Origin of the sequence: Comamonas testosteroni TK102 (assembly GCF_000739375.1) — a bacterium.
Lineage (GTDB): Bacteria > Pseudomonadota > Gammaproteobacteria > Burkholderiales > Burkholderiaceae_C > Comamonas > Comamonas brasiliensis.
In genome coordinates this window covers 5,148,179-5,167,384 of the sequence record NZ_CP006704.1, presented here as the reverse complement: position 1 = coordinate 5,167,384, position 19,206 = coordinate 5,148,179, and the positions used below count along the sequence as shown (strand labels likewise).

Sequence of the window (19,206 nt, the reverse complement as noted above, 5' to 3'; positions counted from 1 at the left end):
CGGACTCCCGCATTGAGTCGAAATTCTCTAGTCCACCTTCAAGCCGATTTCCTTGATCAGCGGAGCGAAGCGAGCGCGCTCCTTGGCGTGATGGTCCACGAAATCCTGGCGGCTCATGCGAGGCTCGGGCGTCGAGCCCAGGCCTTGCAGCACCTCGATCACGTTCTTCTGCTCCAGGGCCTTGAGCACGGCGGCGCGCACGGCCTCCACCACGGGTGCCGGAGTGCCGGTGGGAGCGTAGATGCCGAACAGCGTGTCGGCATCAAAGCCGGGCAGACCGCTTTCGGCCAGCGTGGGGACCTTGGGGTACAGAGGAGAGCGCTGTGGGCTGCCGATGGCCAGCAGCTTGAGCTTGCCGGCCTCCACCTGCTTGAGGCCGGGACCCGGATCGAACCAGTACTGCAACTGGCCGCTGAGCACATCGGTCAGGGCCGGGCCGGCACCCTTGTAGGGGATATGGCTGGCATCGACCTTGGCTGCGCGCTTGAACATCTCGCCGGCCAGATGGGGCGAGCTGCCGGGGCCGGGCGAGCCATAGGAGAGCTTGCCGGGGTTGGCCTGCAGGTGCTTGATGAAGTCCTGCACATTGCTCACGGGCAGGCCGGGATTGGTTTCCAGAAACACATGAACGCGTGCCACGGCGGCCACGGGGATCAGGTCTTTTTCGGGATTGAAGGGCAGCTTGCTGTAGATCAGCGGATTGATGCTGATGCCGCCGCCGCTGCTCAGCAGCAGCGTGTAGCCATCCTTGGCCGAGCGCACGGTTTCGCCGATGCCGATATTGCCGTTGGCCCCAGGCTTATTGTCCACCACCACGGATTGGCCGAGCACCTGGCTCATGGTGGGGGAAATCGCGCGTCCCATCACATCGGCGGCACCGCCGGGGGCGAAGTTCACGATCAGGCGGATGGGGCGATCCGGCCATTTGTCGGAGGCCGAGGCGGTGGTGGCAAAGGCGCCGCAGAGCAGGGCTGGAAGAGCAGCCAGGCCCAGACGGCGCAGGCGATTGATGACAGGCTTTGAGGCCATGGTTTTTTGTCTCCTGTTTGGGTTCTGTTTGTGAGTGTTGCCATGCCCGCTGGGGCATGGCGAGAAAGCCGTCTTCGCCCTCAGAGAAGGCAAGGCGCAAAGCGGCTCGGGAAAGCGGTCAGGCCACCTCGACTTCCACCACGATGGGGCGTGGATGGGCAATGGCCTGCTCGAGCACCTGAGCCAGTTCGGCGGCGTTCTCGACATGCACACCGTCGCAGCCATGACCCCTGGCCATGGCCACAAAGTCGATATCGGGCAGTTCCGTGCCTTCGACCTTTTCGCCGTCGCGGTAGCCAAACACCTTGGAGAAATCCTGCAGTGCCGCATAGCGGCGGTTCTTGAGGATCACAAAGGTGATGGGCAGGCGCAGATTGGCGGCACTCCACAGGGCCTGAATCGCATACATCGCCGAGCCGTCGCCGATGACGGCGATCACCTTTTTTTCGGGCTTGGCCATGGCCACGCCGACCGCGGCGGGCATGCTGTGGCCCAGGCCGCCGCTGCACATGGTGAAGAAGGTCTCGCTGTGGAAGATGGGCAGATGGGTCTGAATCGTGGGGCGCGAACTGGGGGCTTCCTCCACGATGATGCTTTGCGGATCACGCACGCTGGCCAGAGTGTGCATGGCATAGGCCACCGACATGCGTTCGCCGGCCGCAGGGGCTGCGGGAGTGGCCGGTGCGGGCTTGCGCGCCGGGGCGGGGCGCTCGGCGATGCGGGGGCGCTCGAGCAACTCCTGCACGCCCAGGCGGATATTGCCCACGGCCGCCGTGCCCACGGGGGCCCAGGCAGCAATGGCGGGATCGTCAATCAGTTGAAACAGCTCGGAGCCAACGGGGATGAAGGGGCCCGCGCCTTCGACGTGATAGGTGAAGGCGGCTGCGCCCAGCGCAAAAATCTTGTCGTGGCTGCCCAGCAGCTCCACGATGCGCTCGCGCATGGCAGGCAGAAAGCCGGCGAATAGGGGGTGATCCTCGGGGAAGCTGCAGCGCCCGCTCATGGGGGCCACGAAAACGCGGGCCTGATGGCGCTCGGCCAGCGCCACGACCTCATCCCAGGCCTGGCCGCGATCCACGGCAGCACCGACCACAAAGGCCGGGGAGCGGGACGCATCCAGCGCCTCGCCGATGGCGCTCAGCGTCTGCGGATTGGGGCGGGTCTCGAAGCCCACATGGCGCAGCGTGACAGGCTCGCAGGGCTTGTCCCAGTCGTCCGCGGGAATCGAGACGAACACCGGGCCGCGCGGCTCCTGCATGGCGATGTAGTAGGCACGGGCCAGTGCCTGGGGCACGTCCTCGGCGCGGGCCGGCTCGCAACTCCATTTCACATAGGGCTTGGGTAGCTCGGCGGCATCGCGCGAGTGCAGAAACGGGTCGAACTGCAGCAGCGAGCGCGCCTGCTGGCCGGCCGTGATGATCATGGGCGTGCGGTTCTTGAAGGCCGTGAAGATATTGGCCATGGCGTGGCCGACACCGGCGGCGGAGTGCAGATTCACAAAGCTGGCATTGCGCGTGGCCTGGGCATAGCCATCGGCCATGCCCACGACCACGGCCTCCTGCAGGCCCAGCTCATAGGAGAAATCCTCGGGGTAGTCGCGAAACAGCGGCAGCTCTGTCGAGCCGGGGTTGCCAAAGATGCGGGTCATGCCCAGCTCGCGCAGCATGGCGATGACGGCGTGGCGAACGGTGTAGCTATCGGACGGGGTGGCGACTTGAGGCGTGACTTGCACAGTAGGTTTCCTTGATCTGGCCGCTCTTCGTGGGGTGGAGCGCTTCAGGCCTATCTTGCATGGCGGCATAATTTCCAGCAATTGAATAAAGCATCTAAGAGATATTCGTTTTATGGATATATCGGGCCTGGACCTCAATCTGCTGCGTGTTTTCGATGCGGTGTTTCGCCATGGCAGCGTCAGCCGTGCTTCGCAGGAGCTGGGCCTGTCCCAGCCCGCCGCCAGCCAGGCGGTGACGCGGCTGCGCCAGTTGCTGGGCGACCCGCTGTTCGAGCGCATGCATGGCGGCGTGCGCCCCACGCCGCGTGCCGAGCGGCTGGCGCAGGCGGTGAGGACGGCGCTGGCAACCTTGGAAGTGGCTCTGGCGGAGGCGCACACCTTCGACCCCTTGCAGGCGAATCAGTGCTTTCGCATTCACCTCAGCGATATCGGCGAAGCGCGCTTCCTGCCGCCGCTGATGCAGGCCCTGCGCGGGCGGGCACCCCATGTGCAGCTGGAAACCCTGCCCATGCCCATGGGCGAGATTGCCGATGCGCTGGATCGCGGCTCGCTGGATATCGCGATAGGCTTTCTGCCCGGTGTGACGGGCACGCAGCAGAAGGTGCTGCTGTCCGACCACTACGCGCTATTGCTGCGCCGGGGACATCCGGTGCTCAGGGGCCTGAAGTCCCAGAAGCTGGATGCCGAGCATTTGCGCGGTCTCGACTATGTGGCCGTGCGCTCTCACTCCGAGACACTGCGCATTCTGCGCAAGCTCGAGCTGCAGGATCAGGTGCGCCTGTCGGCGGCCCACTTCATGGCCGTGCCCTCCATCGTGCAGCAGACGGATCTGGCCGTCATCATGCCTGCCGAGATTGCCGAAACCTTTGAGGCACAGGGCGGCTATGTGGTGCTGCAGGCCGATCTGCCCGAGAGTGCCTTCGATGTGTCGCTGCACTGGAGCTGGCGCTTTGCCCGGGAGCCCGCAAACCAATGGCTGCGGGAGCTGGTCAGCGAAGTGTTCCGGCAGCGCAGATAGAGTGCCCGGCTCATCAGAAGCCCCCGCGCTTATTCTCGCGCTGGACATTCCGAGGGAGCCGCTTGTGGCCTGGGGACGTCCCGTCAGTCATGAAAAAAGCGCCAGGCTTTTCAGGCTCTGGCGCTTTGCAGGATTGCGATGGCAGCGATTCTTACTGAAGTTCCTTGCCCTTGAGCTCAGGAATCAGAAACACCGTGGCCAGCATGTCCAGCACATAGATGGCGGCCAGCAGCGCAATCGCCACCTGGAAGGAGTAGGCCATGGCCAGCGCACCGATGACGACCGGGCCCAGGCCGCCGACGGCGCGGCCGATGTTGAACAGCACGTTCTGTGCCGTGGCGCGGGCTTCGGTGGGATAGGCTTCGCTGATGACGGCACCATAGCCGCCCATCATGCCGTTGACACACAGGCCCATGATGGCTCCCACCCACAGCATGGCCGTGGCATCGGTGAGCTGGGAATAGGCCAGCACCGAGATCACGGAACCGACCTGGAAGATCAGGAAAGTGGGCTTGCGGCCGATGCGGTCGGCCAGCTGGCCGAAGACCCAGATACCCAGCGACATGCCGATGATGGTGACGGCCGTCCACACCGACGACTTGGTCAGGCTGAAGCCCATCTGCTTGGACAGAAAGCTGGGCATCCAGATCATGATGCCGTAGTAGCCGAAGTTCTGCACCGAGGTCAGCACGATCACGCCCAGGCTGATCTTGCGCGTGGCCTTGTCCTTCATCAGCAGCTTCAGGCATTGCATGGCCGAGGGCTGCTCCTTCTTGCTGCGCGCCACGAACACTTCGGGCTCATGCAGCTTGTTGCGGATGACCCAGGCCACGACAGCGGGAATCACGCCGACCAGAAACATGCCGCGCCAGCCGATGGAAGGAAGCAGCAGCGGGGTCAGTATGGCTGCGCCCAGCACGCCCAGCTGCCAGCCCAGTGCCACATAGGACGAGACGCGTGCGCGATGGCGTGCGGGCCAGGCTTCGGCGGCCAGGGCCATGCCGATGCCGAACTCTCCCCCCAGGCCGATGCCGGCAATGGTGCGGTAGATCAGCAGGTCCCAATAGCCTTGTGCGAAAGCACACAGGCCGGTAAAGACGGCAAACAGCACAATCGTCCAGGTCAGCACACGGATGCGACCGTACTTGTCGCTGAGCATGCCGAAGACGATGCCGCCGAAGACGGCGCCGATCAAGGTCCAGGTCACGAGAGAGCCAGCCTGGCCGGGCGTGAGGTTCAGGTCCTTGGAGATGGCCGAGAGCATGAAGCCCAGAATCAGCAGGTCAAAGCCGTCCATGGCGTAGCCGACGGCCGAGCCCATGAGTGCTTTCCAGCTGTATCCGTTGACTTCTGTTGGAGCGGCGGGCGCGGCTATGCCTGCCACGGCGCCTGTGGTTTGTGTGGTCACGGGAGAGTCCTTGAGCGAAGACGGACTTCGGGTGCCTGCAGGCCGGCTTTTGCAGAAAAAAGCAGGCCTTCGCTGGGCGCAAGACCAGCGCGCGGGCACGCAGCGTGCGTGCGGCATCCTTGAGGTGCAACGGGCACGAAAAAGTCCTTGAAGGGGAGTTTGAGCGGCTGGAGCATGGCGGCGCGATCTGCGCTGATTTCTGCAGGGCAGAAAGGGCAGTGCGGCGCCATGTCGCCTCTGTAAAAAGCGAAAAGCCCCAGCTGCGTGAGCAACTGGGGCCTGGATTTGGTGGTCGTAGCGGGACTCGAACCTGCGACATCAGCATTATGAATGCTGCGCTCTAACCAACTGAGCTATACGACCGACAGCCCGCAATTGTATAGGAAGAAATGGCCTTGGCAGCCAAGCTGGGAATTTTTGTGCGCAGACTGCAGAGAGCGTTGCGGCAAAGAAAAAACCGCAGTGCTTTTGCAAACACTGCGGTTCCTGTCTGGTGGTCGTAGCGGGACTCGAACCTGCGACATCAGCATTATGAATGCTGCGCTCTAACCAACTGAGCTATACGACCGAAGACAGCGATTATATGCAAAAAATGGCTGCTTCAATCGGTTCTCTGAAATTTCTTGCGAAAAATCTGCGGATTACTGGTGGGTGAAGTTGGCGGGGCGCTTGTTCACGAAGGCGTCCATGCCTTCCTTCTGGTCCTGGGTGGCAAACAGGGCGTGGAACAGGCGGCGCTCAAACATCACGCCGTCGGACAGTCCGCTTTCGAAGGCGCGGTTCACGGACTCCTTGGCTGCCATCACGGCCAGCTGGGAGAAGCCGCTGATGATGATGGCGGCGCCCAGTGTCTCTTCCATGAGCTTGTCAAAAGGCACGACGCGGCTGACCAGGCCGGCACGCTCAGCTTCCGTGGCGTCCATCATGCGGGCCGTCAGTGCCATGTCCATGGCCTTGGCCTTGCCCACGGCACGCGGCAGGCGCTGCGTGCCTCCGGCGCCGGGAATCACGCCCAGCTTGATTTCGGGCTGGCCGAACTTGGCATTGTCGGCGGCGATGATGAAGTCGCACATCATTGCCAACTCGCAGCCACCGCCCAGGGCAAAGCCGCTGACGGCGGCAATCACGGGCTTGCGGATGCTGCGAATGGTTTCCCAGTTGCGCGTGATGTAGTCGCCGCCATAGGCGTCGGCAAAGCTGTACTTGGCCATGGCTCCGATATCGGCACCGGCGGCAAAAGCACGTTCGCTGCCGGTGATGATCATGCAGCCAATGCTTTTGTCGGCATCGAACTTCCTGAGCGCATCGCCCAGTTCGTCCATGAGCTGGTCGTTCAGGGCATTGAGCTGCTTGGGACGGTTCAGCGTGATGATGCCGACTTTTTCCGCTTCCACGCGGACTTCGATGGTTTCGTAGGCCAAGTTTGTCTCCTGCTAAAGAATGAATCGCTGCTGCCAAGAATAACCGCTGAGTCTGGCTGCCGGCTGTCGCGCAGCAGCGCCACCTGGGGGGGCGGTTCAGGCCGCAATGCCCGTCAGCCAGCGCTCTGCGGCGGCCTTGTCGCTGATTTCAAGCCCCAGATTGCTGATGGGGCTGGCGCTATCTGCATCCTCGCTGGCGGCTTTGGCGAGCAGGCCGTCCAGGTTCAGCGTCAGCTGCAGAATCTGCTGGTCGCGTGTCACCCAGGCGGTGAGCTGATCGGCTCCGGCCGCGTAAAGCAACACATCGTCGAGCTTGCTGATGCGCCAGCGCTGGCCATTGACGTCAACGGCCAGCCACTCGTCTGCGGCCATCATGCCGGCCTGTTCGGCCGCACCGCCGCGCAGCACGGTCTTGATCTGCACGCTGTGGTTTTCCTGCACCCGCAGACCCAGCTTCTGGGCCAGTTGTGCAGGCTCGGCCTTGCTTTTGATTCCATGCGTGGCCAGCAGCTCGCGCAGTGGCAGCTCGCCGGTGGAGTGCACCCAGGTCTGCAGCTGTCCGGCAATGTCGGGGTTGCCCACTTCGCTGACCACGGCCAGCACATCGGCTTCGCTGATGGGGCCGCCCGCGCTTTGACGCCACAGGCCGCGCATCACATCGTCCAGGCTGCTCGTGCCATTGGCGCGCAGGGCCAAGTCCAGGCACAGAGCGACCAGCGAGCCCTTGGTGTAGTAGCTGACCGTGTGATTGGCGGTGTTCTCGTCCTGGCGGTAATACTTGACCCAGGCATCGAAGCTGGCCTCGGCCACGGATTGCACCAGGCGGCCCGGTGTCTGCAGCACCTGGTTGATGGTGCGCGTGACGAACTTGAGGTACTGGCTGTTGTCCAGCAGTCCGGCACGGCGCAGGAACAGATCGTCGTAGTAGCTGGTAAAGCCTTCGAAGAACCACAGCAGCTCGGTGTAGTTCTCCTGCTCGTAGTCGTAGCGGGCCAGTTCGGCCGGGCGCAGGCGCTTGACGTTCCAGGTGTGGAAGTACTCGTGGCTGATCAGGCCCAGCAAGGTGTTATAGCCTTCGCCAGCCTTGGCCTCGCCCTTGCGCGGCAGATCGCGGCGGCCGCAGATCAGCGCCGTGCTGTTGCAGTGCTCGAGGCCGCCATAGTTGTCATCCACCACATTGAGCATGAAGACATAGCGGTCCATGGGCGGCTGGCTGCCGTCGGCATGCCAGAAGGCGATCTCGGCTTCGCAGATCTTTTTCGTATCGGCCAGCAGGCGCTCGCCATCAAAGCTGGGCGCGGCACCGGCGACGACAAATTCATGGGGCACGCCGCCGGCCTCAAAGCTGCCGCGCCAGAACCGGCCCATTTCGACGGGGCAGTCCACCAGCTCGTCATAGTGGGCGGCCTGGTAGAGGCCGAAGCCGTTGGCGTCGACCTGTGCCGGCTTCAGGCCGGTGGCCGCCTGCCAGTCCTCGGTGGCGGGGCTGCCAAGCAGCTCCAGCGCATGGGGGTGCTCTTCCTGCCCATGCACGCGCAGGCACAGGCTGGTGCCGTTGAAAAAACCGCGGCGGCGATCCAGCCAGGCCGTGCGCACCGAGGTGTCATAGGCGCAAACTTGATAGCTGACAACGCACGCTGCATCTGCATTGCAGGCAATTTTCCATTGATTTTTGCTGAGTTGCAGAACGGCCACGGGCTGGTCGTTCTGCACGGCTCTCAAGCCTTGTAGGTTCTTGGAGAACTCGCGCACCAGATAGCTGCCAGGAATCCACACCGGCAGCGACAGCAACTGCTGCGCGGCGGGCCGGGCGATATGCAGCTGCACATCGAAAAGATGGGCGTCCACCGCGTTGGCCTGCACGACGAAGCGGATGTCGGGGCGAATGCCGGATGTGTTGGGGACAGAGGTCATGGCAGCTCCAGAAATGCGGGCCGGAGCATGCGAACCTAGCGCAGCGCGCCTGAAACTGCATCAGGTGCGCGCTGCTCCGGCAAAGAGACAGAGATTACTTGGCGGCGGCCAGGTGCTTTTCGACCTCGGCTGCCGAGATGGCGCCGGGCACACGCACATTGTTGGAGAAGATCACGGTGGGGGTGCCGGTGATCTTGTACTTGCGGCCGAAAGCCAGATTGCGCTGGATGGCGGCAGGGTCGCACTGGGCGGCAGCCGCATTCTTGCTGTTCAGCATCTGATCCTGCCAGGCCTTGGCCTGATCCTTGGCGCACCAGATATTGCGCGACTTCTCGGCCGAGTCCGGGCTCAGGATGGGGTAGAGGAAGAGGTAGATGGTGACGTTGTCCACGCTCTGCAGGTCTTTTTCGAAGCGCTTGCAGTAGCCACAGTTCGGGTCTTCAAACACGGCCATCTTGCGCTCGCCCTTGCCATGCACGATGGTGATGGCGTCCTTGATCGGCAGCTGTTTGAAGTCCACGGCCGTGAGCTGGGTCATGCGGTCTTCGGTCAGGTTGCGGCGCGCCTTGGTGTCGATCAGCTCGCCCTGAATCAGATAGTTGCCCTTGGCATCGGTGTAGAAGATGTCCGTGCCCACGCGTACCTCGTACAGGCCGCTCATGGGGGTGGAGCGCACCTCGTCGATTTTCTCGAGCTGGGGAATGCGCTCGGTCAGCGTCTTCTTGAGGTTGGCGTCCTGGGCGTGCACGCTCAGTCCGAAGGTCAGGCTGGCGGTGGCCAGCAGGAAGGCAACAAGTTTCATGGATGGTGTCTTGGCTGCAGCAGGCTGCAGCGTGAAAGGATAGAAGTCGGCTGCCATCCACGGTACATGGATGGCAGGTCTGTTGCTTGGAGTGCGGGTCGCGCCAAGGGTTCCCCGAGCAGTTTCTCAGAGCAGGCCCATGGCCTGCCTGGCCATCCAGGACTTGAGCGGACCGCTGCGCTCGAAGCCCTTCATGCCCCAGTTGCGCAGCATCTGCACCGGCACTTCGGGGCGGGCAAACAGCTGCTGCAGCCCGTCCATGGCCAGACCCATGGGGGCCAGGGCCGCCTTGCGCTCGCGCTCGTACTGGCGCAGCAGCTTCAGATCGGCGGGGCTGCGCCAGTAGTCGCGCTCCTGCAGGACGCGCGCCAGCGCCTGCACATCGCCCAGGCCCAGGTTCAGACCCTGGCCGGCCAGCGGATGGACGTTATGGGCGGCGTCTCCTGCCAGCACCCAGCTTTGCTGGCTGTTCCTGTCCAGCGGTCCGCACCAGCGGTCGGCCACGGCCTGCTGCAGGGGCCAGGTGGCGCGCTCGGCCACCAGCTCCAGCTGGCCCAGTGCATCCTGGCTGATGGACTGCAGGCGGGTGGTGAAGCTCTCTTCATCGCTTGCCAGCCAGTCGGGCACCAGCGAGTGTTCCAGCGACCAGACCACGGCCACTTCATGACCCTCGGCCCCGCCCAAAGGCAGAAAGGCCAGAATCCCTTCGGGTGTGAACCACTGGCGTGCAATGCCTCCATGGGGCAGCTCGCAGCGCAGGCGTGTGGCAATTGCGTGCTGGGAGTAGGGCGTGACGGAGAACTCCACGCCGAATTCGCTGCGTGAGCTGCTGTGACGGCCTTCGCAGACGGCGGTGAGGGCGGCCTCCACGGGTTCCGCGACGATTTCCACCTGAGGCTGATAGCGCACGGCCTCGGCCAGGCGCTGCTCCAGCGCAGGCACGTCGACGATCCAGGCCAGGGCCTGCACGTCCTGGGAAGCTGCATTGAACTGAACCTGGCCGTCGAGATCGCCAAACACCTGCATGCCGAGCACGGGCGTCGCATCCTGCTCGTCGGGCCAGCAGCGCAGCGATTGCAGCACGGTCCTGGAGCTGGCATTGAGCGCATAGGCACGCACATCCCTGTGCTGCGGGGATCGAGGCTGCGGAGGCACCACCAGCGCGACACGCAGACGCTCACGCGCCAGCAACAGAGCCAAGGTCCGGCCCGCAATGCCGGCTCCACGAATACATACATCAAAGGTTTGCGCCATGTCCGGCATTGTAGGAGGCGCGGACAGGGCCTGCGCTCAGAGCGGAAACCTCAGGCCGGTTGACCGCCGGTTGCGGGCGACTATGTTGTTGATAGCGGCCTGCGGATGTCAGGCAAGGGATTGGCGGCAAAATGATGAAGAATCCGTAATCGAAGGAGATGTGATGACCGACTCCAGCTATGACGTGCAGGGCAGGATTGCCGAGCTGTGGATCTACCCTGTCAAATCCTGTGCCGGCATTGCCCTGCCCAGGGCCAGGCTTTCGCGCCATGGCCTGCAATGGGACAGGCACTGGATGGTGGTGGATGCGAATGGAGTTTTTTTGACCCAGCGCAGTCATCCGCGCATGGCACTGATCCGCCCCGAGATTACGGATGCGTATTTGCTGCTGCATTTTCCGGGCATGGACAGCCTGCAGATTCCCTTGGAGCTGCAGGGCGGCCAATGCCGCGTTCGAGTCTGGAAGGACACGGTCGATGCCTGGGATCTCGGTGCATGGGCGCAGCCCGCGCGCAGCTGGCTGAGCCAGGTGCTGGCCGAGGATTGCCGCCTGGTGCGCTTCGATGCTTCCCGGCCGCGCCGGGCCAGCGAGCGCTGGGTGGGCGATGGCGATGCCCCGGTGCACTTTGCCGATGGCTACCCCTTGCTGCTGCTCAGCCAGTCGGCCGTGGACGATCTCAACCAGCGACTCACGCTGGCCGGCGAAGCCGCCGTCGATGCGCGGCGCTTTCGTCCGAATATCGTGATTGCCGATATAGAAGCCCACGATGAAGACCGCGTGGAGCAGCTGGATCTGCAGGAGCTGCCCGGCCTGAGCCTGAAACCCTGCAAGCCCTGTACGCGCTGCCCGATTCCCGATGTGGACCCCGATACCGCCGTGCCCGGGACTGCTGTGGGAGATTCAATTTCCGGTTACCGTCAGGACCCGCGTGTGGATGGCGCTATTACTTTCGGCATGAACGCGATGGTGCTGGGCCTGTCCGATGCCGCTGGTTCAGGGGCTGAACTGGCTGTGGGTCAGCAGCTGGCGGGCCATCTGCGCTTTGATTGAGGGTGGCGCAGGTCTTTGTCTTTCAAGGACTTGGGGCATCCCTGTAATAGGGATGCCGCCGAAGCAGTGTCCAATAGGGTCATTGGCAGCAGCAACGAGGGGAGGGCAGCATGGCTGAATTCAAGTCTGGCGATTTCGTGGTTCTCACCGGCGGCAGCGCCTTTGCCGGAAAGATCGCCCGCCTGACGTTTCGTGCGCCTGACGGCGACTTCCGCCTGCCGGACGGCCATGGTCATATAGGCTGCGAGGCTGGAGACTGGGTGCTGGAGTTTGCCCAGAAGGTGCCGGCCCTGATGCGCGGCTGCCAGACCCCCTGCATGACCAAGTATCTGTGCCGCTCGCAGTCCCAGTTCCGAAGGCTGCAAGAGACCGCAGGGCTGGAGCAGCTGTTTGGCCCCATGCGTACTTGCTCGCCGGCGGTGAGCGCAAGCTGATTCGGCATTTTCTCTCTCAAGCCTGCCTTGCGGCGGGCTTTTTGCTTGGCAGCTGCAAGGGCGGTGCAATCTACCGCACAAGAGCAGAGATTGCCGGGTCATTACAATCATGGGCTTTCCGTGGCCAAACCGGGACGAAACTCTGGACGGACAGAGTGCCCAGGGGTCACGCTTCAGAAGAACCAGATTCGCGCCGATGCGGATCGGGCACTTCCGCCACATGGGTGTGGTGCTCGATAGTGCATTGATACATAAGGAATTTCCATGAGCCTCAAATGCGGCATCGTGGGCCTGCCCAACGTGGGCAAGTCCACTCTTTTCAACGCGCTGACCAAGGCCGGCATCGCCGCCGAGAACTATCCCTTCTGCACGATCGAGCCCAATACCGGCGTCGTGGAAGTGCCGGATCCGCGTCTGGATCAGCTCTCCGAGATCGTCAAGCCCGAGCGCGTTGTTCCTGCCATTGTGGAGTTTGTGGACATCGCCGGTCTGGTGGCTGGCGCCTCCAAGGGCGAAGGTCTGGGCAACCAGTTCCTGGCCCACATCCGCGAGACCGACGCCATTGTCAACGTGGTGCGCTGCTTCGAAGATCCCAACGTGATCCACGTGGCAGGCAAGGTGGACCCGATTGCCGACATCGAAGTCATCCAGACCGAGCTGTGCCTGGCCGACCTGGCCACGGTGGAAAAGGCGCTGAACCGCTACAGCAAGGCCGCCAAGTCCGGCAACGACAAGGAAGCCGCCAAGCTGGTGGCGCTGCTGACGCCCATTCAGGCGGCGCTGAATGAAGGCAAGCCGGCTCGCGTGGTGGCCGTGTCCAAGGAAGACGCGCCCCTGCTCAAGCCTTTCTGCCTGATCACCGCCAAGCCCGCCATGTTCGTGGGCAATGTCTCCGAAGACGGCTTTGAGAACAATCCTCTGCTGGATCGCCTCAAGGAATACGCCGAAGCCCAGGGCGCACCCGTGGTGGCCATCTGCGCCAAGATCGAGGCCGAAATGGCCGAGATGGAAGATGAAGACCGCGATATGTTCCTGCAGGAACTGGGCCTGGAAGAACCGGGTCTGAACCGCCTGATCCGTGCCGGCTTCAAGCTGCTGGGCCTGCAGACCTATTTCACCGCCGGTGAAAAGGAAGTGCGTGCCTGGACCGTGCGCGTCGGCGCCACGGCCCCCCAGGCTGCGGGCGTGATCCATGGCGACTTCGAGCGCGGCTTCATCCGTGCCCAGACCATTGCCTTTGAGGACTACATCGCTTTCAAGGGCGAGCAGGGTGCCAAGGATGCCGGCAAGATGCGCGCCGAAGGCAAGGAATACATCGTCAAGGACGGCGATGTGATGAACTTCCTGTTCAACGTCTGACGCCTGCTGCGCATTGCAGCGCTAAAAGCCCCGCCAGCCATGGCGGGGCTTTTTTTATGCGGGCTTTCGGCGGCAAGGGCCAGGATGCGGCTGCGTCTGGTCTCTGCCTCAAAGTCTCGCGGACCTCTGGCGGTCCGGGTGTTCTTGGCGCTGCCGAGCCTTGCTGACGCCGCTCAGAACAATATGCAGGGGCCAACCTGGGCTTTCGCCATCCATCAGGGCCGGCGGCGAGGCAGGGACCAGCGGAGCGCAGAAATCTTTGATATACGCAAGTGACGCAAAGTAACGAATAATGAGCCCTCACGACTGCACAGCGCGCTCGAGGTCCCCAACATGATTCGTGCCAATGCCACCGCAAAGCGAACGATCACCGGCCAGCTGCTGGAGATCGCCATGGGCCAGTCCTTCTGTGCGGTGATGATTACCGATGCCAGTCTGGGCGGCGAAGGGCCGGTGATCGAGTACTGCAATGCGGCCCTGTGCGAGATGACCGGATATGCCGAAGCAGAGCTGCTGGGCCGCTCGCCGCGCATGCTGCAGGGGCCGCTGACGGACCTGATGGAGCTGCAGCGCCTGCATGACTCGCTGGAGCAGGGTCTGCCGTTCCAGGGCAGTGTGGTGAACTACCGCAAGGACGGCCAGAGCTACCACGTGGAGTGGAATATCTCTCCGGTGCGTGACGAGCGGGGCGTGATCCGGCATTTTGTGGCCGTGCAGCGCGATATCTCGGAGCGTGTGCAGGCCGAGCAGGAGCGCGCGCTGCTGGCCAGGGCCTTGAATGCGGCCAATGATGGCATTCTGATCACGGACCGCCACTCCACCATCGTCTTCGTCAACCAGGCTTTTGAAGCCCTGACGGGCTATAGCGCGGCGGAACTGCTGGGCCAGCCGACCGAGATGCTGCGCTCGGGCCTGCACGAGCCCGAGTTCTACGCCCAGCTGCAGGAGGCCCTGAGTCTGGGGCACAACTTTCGCGCCACCTTCATCAACCGCCACAAAAGCGGTGGCGTGTACTACGCCGAGCAAAGCATTGCGGCCCTGCGCGATGAGTCGGGCCAGGTCAGCCACTATGTGGGGGCATCCAAGGACATCAGCCGCATGGTCAAGCGAGAGATGGAGCTGCGTGAGCGCGCCAACCGCGACAAGCTGACGGGCTTGCTCAACCGCCATGCGGGAGAGGCCGAACTCAAGCGCGGCCAGCTGCAGGCCCAGAACCAGTTGCGGCCCTATGGGGTGATCCTGGGCGATATCGATCTTTTCAAGCAGGTCAACGACCGCTTCGGCCATGTGGCCGGAGACCGCGTGCTCAAGATGGTGGCGCAGGTACTTTCGGGCAAGGTCCGTCGTTATGACCATGCCGTGCGCTGGGGCGGCGAGGAGTTCCTGATCATTCTCTCGGATGCCAGCCTCGGCGTGGCCGTGAGCCTGGCCGAACGCATCCGTTGCGCCGTGGAGGCATGTTCGGACCCGGAGGTCGGGGGCTTCACCATCTCCCTGGGCGTGGGGCTCTGGGAGCCGGGCGAGACCGAGGACGATTTGCTCAAGCGCGCAGATGCCGCGCTCTACCGAGCCAAGCACCGGGGCCGCAATCAGGTAGCCATTGCCACGGGGTCGATGAACATGCCGCTGGTGCAGGCTCCCGAGGCACTTGCGCAGTGCGATGCCCTGAGCTTTTCGGGGCAGAGCCCGGATAAGCCGTGGACAGGGTCGGCCGCACCGTAGAATTTGTCTTTCTTCCCGACCTTGTCTCCAAAGCTTTTGAGTGGTTTGAACAATTCAGAACTGCATTCCGTGCAGGCCGATCTGGTGGCAGTGCTGGTCGCCGTCACGGGCGGCCAGCCCCGTATCCTGACCACCGGGTCCGGGCGGGCCTTGCCTGCCGGGCCCTTTACCAGCAACCACCGCTCGCTGCAGGCCAGCCTGCGCGCCTGGGTGGAGAAGCAGACCCACCATCCGCTGGGCTTTGTGGAGCAGCTCTATACCTTTGCGGATCGCGAGCGCTCGCAGCAACTGGGCATGCATGTCATCTCCATCAGCTATCTGGCGCTGACACAGGAGCTGGACGAGACCGGTGCCGCCCAGCCGGGCTGGCAGGACTGGTACCGCTACTTCCCCTGGGAGGACTGGCGCGAAGGCATGCCCGGCGTGATCGCCGAGCGCATTGCGCCAGCGCTGCATGCCTGGAGCGAAAAAGCTTCGGACAGCGTGGCCAGAAGCGCCAGATGGCAAAGAGCGGCCATGACTTTTGGTCTCGATGAGCACGAGTGGAACGAGGAGTTGGTGTTGCAGCGCTACGAGCTGCTGTTCGAGGCCGCCGTGGTGCCCGAAGCCTGGGGAGAGGGGGAGGGCGATGCTGCCGCTTCGCTGCTGCCCGGTGCGGCCATGGGCAACGACCATCGCCGCATTCTTGCCACCGGCATGGCCCGCCTGCGCGCCAAGATCAAGTACCGGCCCGTGGTGTTCGAGCTGATGCCCGAGGAGTTCTCGCTGCTGCAGCTGCAGCAGACCGTGGAGGCGCTGGCCGGGCGCGGTCTGCACAAGCAGAACTTCCGTCGCTTGATCGAGCAGCAGGCACTGGTGGAGGAGACCGGCCAGGTGACGGCCGTGGGTGCGGGCCGCCCGGCCAAGCTGTTCCGCTTCCGGCGCAATGTGATGCTGGAGCGCGCCATCGCAGGCAACAAGCTGCCGCTGGCCAGAAGTCATTGACGGCCTGATTCCTGCAGTGGATGGGGAACTGTTTTCACTGCGGCGACGGCTTGACTTAAGTAATGCTCAGATTTAGCATAAGTCGGTTTGCGCGAGGCGCGGCAGTGATCCGGATGCCTTCGCGTTTTTTATTGAACCATAAATACTCAAAATGAGCATTAATAAAATTGCGGCCTTGCCCATCCCCTCCTTGCCCGATGTGATGCTGGAGCCGCTGGTGCGCATGGCCTTGCTGGAAGACCTGGGGCGCGCCGGAGACCTGAGCACCGACACCATTGTTCCCGCCGATGCCGTGGATGAGCTGCGCCTGGTGGCCAGGCAGGAGGGCGTGCTGGCCGGACTCGATCTGGCACGCCTGGCCTTCGTGCTGATGGACGCTCGCCTGGAGTTTGACGTTCGCTGCGCAGACGGCACGCGGCTGCAGCCCGGCATGGAGATCGCCCGCATTCGCGGCAAAAGCCGGGCCATGCTCACGGCCGAACGCACGGCGCTCAATTACCTCTGTCATCTCAGCGGCGTGGCCACGGCCACGCATTCGATCGCCGAGGCCATCAAGCCCTTTGGCACGCGGGTGACCTGCACGCGCAAGACCATGCCGGGCCTGCGTGCCTTGCAGAAATACGCCGTGCGGGTCGGCGGCGGCAGCAACCACCGCTTTGGCCTGGATGACGCCGTGCTCATCAAGGACAACCATATCGCGCTGGCCGGCGATGTCGCCACGGCCGTGGGACGCGCCCGCGCCGGCGTGGGCCATATGGTCAAGATCGAGCTGGAAGTGGACACGCTGGCGCAGCTGGACGTGGCGCTGCAGCTGGGCGTGGACGTGGTGCTGCTGGACAATATGGGCCTGGAGGATCTGCGCACGGCGGTGGCCATGTGCAAGGGCCGGGCCATCACCGAAGCCTCGGGCCGTATCACGCCGGAGACCGCGCCGGCCGTGGCCGCCACGGGGGTCGAGCAGATCGCCGTGGGCTGGCTCACGCACAGCGCGCGCGTGCTCGATATTGGCCTCGACGCCTGAGATGGCGCGTCTCGCGGCAGGACCGGCCGCTCGCCGCATCGGGATGACTGCGGCGGCCACGCTGGCCCTGGCCGTCGTGGCTGCGGGCCTGTGGCAATCGCACAGGGGCGCTGCGGCCACGATGCGCTTTGACAAGCCCGTCACCATCGTCGTGACCTTTCCGCCCGGCGGCGGCACGGACCTGCTGGCCCGCCGGCTGGGCACGGCTCTGCAGGAGCGCATAGGCCAGAGCGTGGTGGTGGACAACCGCCCGGGCGCCAGCGGCAACATCGGTGCACGCGAGGTGGCGCGCGCTGCGGCCGACGGCAGCGTGCTGCTCATGGTCAACAGCTCGTTTGCCATCAATCCCGGCGTCTACCGGCAGCTGGATTTCGATCCGCAGCGCGACTTCCGCGCCGTGTTCAACGCGGGCACCATCGCCTCGGTACTGGTGCTGCCGCCGGAGGATGTCGCTCCGAAATATGCCCCGCAGGGCGCTGGCGCACAGAAGGGAGCCGCGCCCACCGGCGCGCAGGCTCTGGCGGATGTGCTGGCCCCGTCCGCGGAAGGGGCTGCCCAGGCCTTTGCGAGCTGCGGCAACGGCACGCCCCAGCACATGGCGGCCGAGATGCTGGCCCAGGCCCTGCACACGCGGCTGCAGCATGTGCCCTACAAGGGCTGCGGCCCGGCGGCCATGGCCGTGGCTGCAGGCCAGGTGCCGCTGGGCGTGGTGACCATCAGCAGCGCCGCGCCGCTGATTGCGGCCGGGCGTCTGCGCGCTCTGGCTGTAACCGGCCCGCAGCGCGTGGCCCAGCTGGCCGGCGTGCCCACCGTGGCCGAGCTGGGCGTGAGGGGTTTTGCCGTGGAGCAGTGGCATGGCCTGCTGGCGCCGGCGGCCACTCCGGATGGCGTGGTGGCGCGACTGCACGAGGAGCTGGCACGCATCCTGAATCAGCCGGCCATGCGCCAGGCGCTTCAGGAGCAGGGCTATGTGCTGGCCTCGGATTCGCCCGCGCAGTTCGAGGCGCGGATACAGGCAGACATGCAGCGCTACGCGGCGCTCGCACAGCATCTGGGGCTGGGGGTGGACTGAGGGTGAATCGATAATTTTGATAGCTGTAATCGCCAATAAATAAACAAATTCAGTATGTTTTCATATTGAAATTGTTTATCAGAAGGCGACAGAAGCTATTAATTTATTACTCCCTGAGCCGACCAGAGACTTTGCCGTCTGCACATGCCACAGCGGCCCGTCCCTGAATCGGCGCGGCTTTGTTCAGGCCTGCCAAACCTGTGTCACAGTGCGGCGCTAGATTGTCGGGCTCGGAGCGTGAACATGCGCTTGCGCGGCCTCAGAAGAACCTATACAGACCAGGAAGAACCGATGCGCCCCATGACACTGTTGACCGCTGCCATGGCCGTACTGGCCGGCAGCGCCCATGCCGCGCGCCCGATGAACACCGACGATGCGCGCATTGTCGACGCCAAGGCCTGCCAGCTCGAGAGCTGGGTACGCCACCCCAAGGGGCATGCCGAGTTCTGGGCCCTGCCGGCCTGCAATTTCACAGGCAATCTGGAGCTGACCATGGGCGGCGCGCTCACGCGCATGGATGGCAGCACGCGCGCCAGCGCCCAGGTGATCCAGGGCAAGACCCTGTTCAAGCCGCTGGAGACCAACGGCTGGGGCGTGGGCCTGGCCATGGGGCTGGCACGCGACCCGCGCCGCGATGCGGGTGGCGGCCACGATACCTATGCCTATGTGCCGGCCAGCTTTTCCTTGCTTGACGACAAGGTGGTGCTGCACACCAATGTGGGCTGGCGGCGCGATCAGGGCGTGCACAGCAACCGCTTCACCTGGGGGCTGGGTTCGGAGACGCAGCTGACGGGCCGCACCTGGCTGATTGCCGAAACCTATGGCGGAGGCTCGGGCCGGCCCCTGGCGCAGGTCGGGCTGCGCCACTGGCTGGTGCCCGACCGTGTGCAGATCGATGCCACCTACGGCAATCGCTTCGGTGACGGTAGCCAGCGCTGGATCTCGGTGGGCTTGCGCCTGCTGACGGCCCCCTTTCTGCCCTGAT

Annotated in this window: 16 protein-coding genes and 2 tRNA genes; 9 read left to right on the top strand and 9 right to left on the bottom strand. The window is 64.0% G+C overall.

Annotated features, from left to right (window positions below; genetic code table 11):
* Positions 1 to 27: 27 nt before the first annotated feature.
* Positions 28 to 1,029 carry a Bug family tripartite tricarboxylate transporter substrate binding protein gene (locus O987_RS23430; RefSeq protein ID WP_003051427.1) on the bottom strand — a complete coding sequence of 334 codons (1,002 nt, stop codon included), beginning with the start codon at positions 1,027 to 1,029 and terminating at the stop codon, positions 28 to 30.
* 118 nt (positions 1,030 to 1,147) lie between these two features.
* Positions 1,148 to 2,761, bottom strand: a complete 1,614-nt coding sequence (gene mdlC, locus O987_RS23425; protein WP_043375124.1) for a benzoylformate decarboxylase — start codon at positions 2,759 to 2,761, stop codon at positions 1,148 to 1,150.
* Between the two features lie 112 nt (positions 2,762 to 2,873).
* Here mdlC and O987_RS23420 point away from each other — a divergent pair, with 112 nt between their 5' ends.
* Positions 2,874 to 3,779: a LysR family transcriptional regulator gene (locus O987_RS23420; protein ID WP_003051432.1), complete on the top strand. Its 906-nt coding sequence runs from the start codon at positions 2,874 to 2,876 to the stop codon at positions 3,777 to 3,779.
* 151 nt (positions 3,780 to 3,930) lie between these two features.
* Here the strand turns inward: O987_RS23420 and O987_RS23415 are convergent, their stop codons facing one another.
* From O987_RS23415 to O987_RS23385, 7 genes are all read right to left on the bottom strand, one after another.
* On the bottom strand, positions 3,931 to 5,100 hold the full coding sequence (locus O987_RS23415) for an MFS transporter (RefSeq protein WP_235214413.1): 1,170 nt from the start codon (positions 5,098 to 5,100) through the stop codon (positions 3,931 to 3,933).
* Between the two features lie 373 nt (positions 5,101 to 5,473).
* Positions 5,474 to 5,550: transfer RNA gene (locus tag O987_RS23410), tRNA-Met, on the bottom strand.
* Positions 5,551 to 5,678: 128 nt separating this feature from the next.
* A tRNA-Met gene (locus O987_RS23405) sits at positions 5,679 to 5,755 on the bottom strand.
* A gap of 73 nt (positions 5,756 to 5,828) precedes the next feature.
* On the bottom strand, positions 5,829 to 6,608 hold the full coding sequence (locus O987_RS23400) for an enoyl-CoA hydratase (protein WP_003051437.1): 780 nt from the start codon (positions 6,606 to 6,608) through the stop codon (positions 5,829 to 5,831).
* A 96-nt stretch (positions 6,609 to 6,704) separates the two neighbouring features.
* The gene (locus O987_RS23395; protein WP_043375119.1) at positions 6,705 to 8,522 is read right to left on the bottom strand and encodes a M61 family metallopeptidase; all 1,818 of its coding nucleotides are present in this window, start codon (positions 8,520 to 8,522) and stop codon (positions 6,705 to 6,707) included.
* 94 nt (positions 8,523 to 8,616) lie between these two features.
* A complete protein-coding gene (locus O987_RS23390) occupies positions 8,617 to 9,324 on the bottom strand; it encodes a DsbC family protein (RefSeq protein ID WP_029158499.1) in 708 nt (235 codons plus the stop codon).
* 126 nt (positions 9,325 to 9,450) lie between these two features.
* Positions 9,451 to 10,578 (bottom strand): FAD-dependent monooxygenase, encoded by a 1,128-nt coding sequence (locus tag O987_RS23385; RefSeq protein WP_029158498.1) that lies wholly within the window; start codon positions 10,576 to 10,578, stop codon positions 9,451 to 9,453.
* A gap of 163 nt (positions 10,579 to 10,741) precedes the next feature.
* On the opposite strand from O987_RS23385, the gene O987_RS23380 reads away from it, so the two are divergent.
* The 8 genes from O987_RS23380 to O987_RS23340 all read left to right on the top strand — a co-directional run bounded on the left by O987_RS23380 (position 10,742) and on the right by O987_RS23340 (position 19,205).
* Entirely contained in the window at positions 10,742 to 11,629 is an 888-nt protein-coding gene (locus O987_RS23380) for an MOSC domain-containing protein (protein ID WP_043375117.1), read from the top strand.
* 110 nt (positions 11,630 to 11,739) lie between these two features.
* Positions 11,740 to 12,063 carry a hypothetical protein gene (locus O987_RS23375; RefSeq protein ID WP_043375115.1) on the top strand — a complete coding sequence of 108 codons (324 nt, stop codon included), beginning with the start codon at positions 11,740 to 11,742 and terminating at the stop codon, positions 12,061 to 12,063.
* A gap of 264 nt (positions 12,064 to 12,327) precedes the next feature.
* The gene (gene ychF / locus O987_RS23370) at positions 12,328 to 13,422 is read left to right on the top strand and encodes a redox-regulated ATPase YchF (RefSeq protein ID WP_003051453.1); all 1,095 of its coding nucleotides are present in this window, start codon (positions 12,328 to 12,330) and stop codon (positions 13,420 to 13,422) included.
* 333 nt (positions 13,423 to 13,755) lie between these two features.
* Positions 13,756 to 15,144 carry a sensor domain-containing diguanylate cyclase gene (locus tag O987_RS23360; RefSeq protein WP_043375111.1) on the top strand — a complete coding sequence of 463 codons (1,389 nt, stop codon included), beginning with the start codon at positions 13,756 to 13,758 and terminating at the stop codon, positions 15,142 to 15,144.
* A gap of 45 nt (positions 15,145 to 15,189) precedes the next feature.
* Positions 15,190 to 16,128, top strand: a complete 939-nt coding sequence (locus tag O987_RS23355; protein ID WP_019042999.1) for an NUDIX hydrolase — start codon at positions 15,190 to 15,192, stop codon at positions 16,126 to 16,128.
* A 151-nt stretch (positions 16,129 to 16,279) separates the two neighbouring features.
* Positions 16,280 to 17,149: a carboxylating nicotinate-nucleotide diphosphorylase gene (gene nadC, locus O987_RS23350; RefSeq protein WP_043375107.1), complete on the top strand. Its 870-nt coding sequence runs from the start codon at positions 16,280 to 16,282 to the stop codon at positions 17,147 to 17,149.
* Positions 17,150 to 17,192: 43 nt separating this feature from the next.
* The gene (locus O987_RS23345; protein ID WP_003051467.1) at positions 17,193 to 18,221 is read left to right on the top strand and encodes a tripartite tricarboxylate transporter substrate-binding protein; all 1,029 of its coding nucleotides are present in this window, start codon (positions 17,193 to 17,195) and stop codon (positions 18,219 to 18,221) included.
* A gap of 291 nt (positions 18,222 to 18,512) precedes the next feature.
* Positions 18,513 to 19,205 (top strand): hypothetical protein, encoded by a 693-nt coding sequence (locus O987_RS23340; protein ID WP_043375105.1) that lies wholly within the window; start codon positions 18,513 to 18,515, stop codon positions 19,203 to 19,205.
* Position 19,206 lies beyond the last annotated feature (1 nt).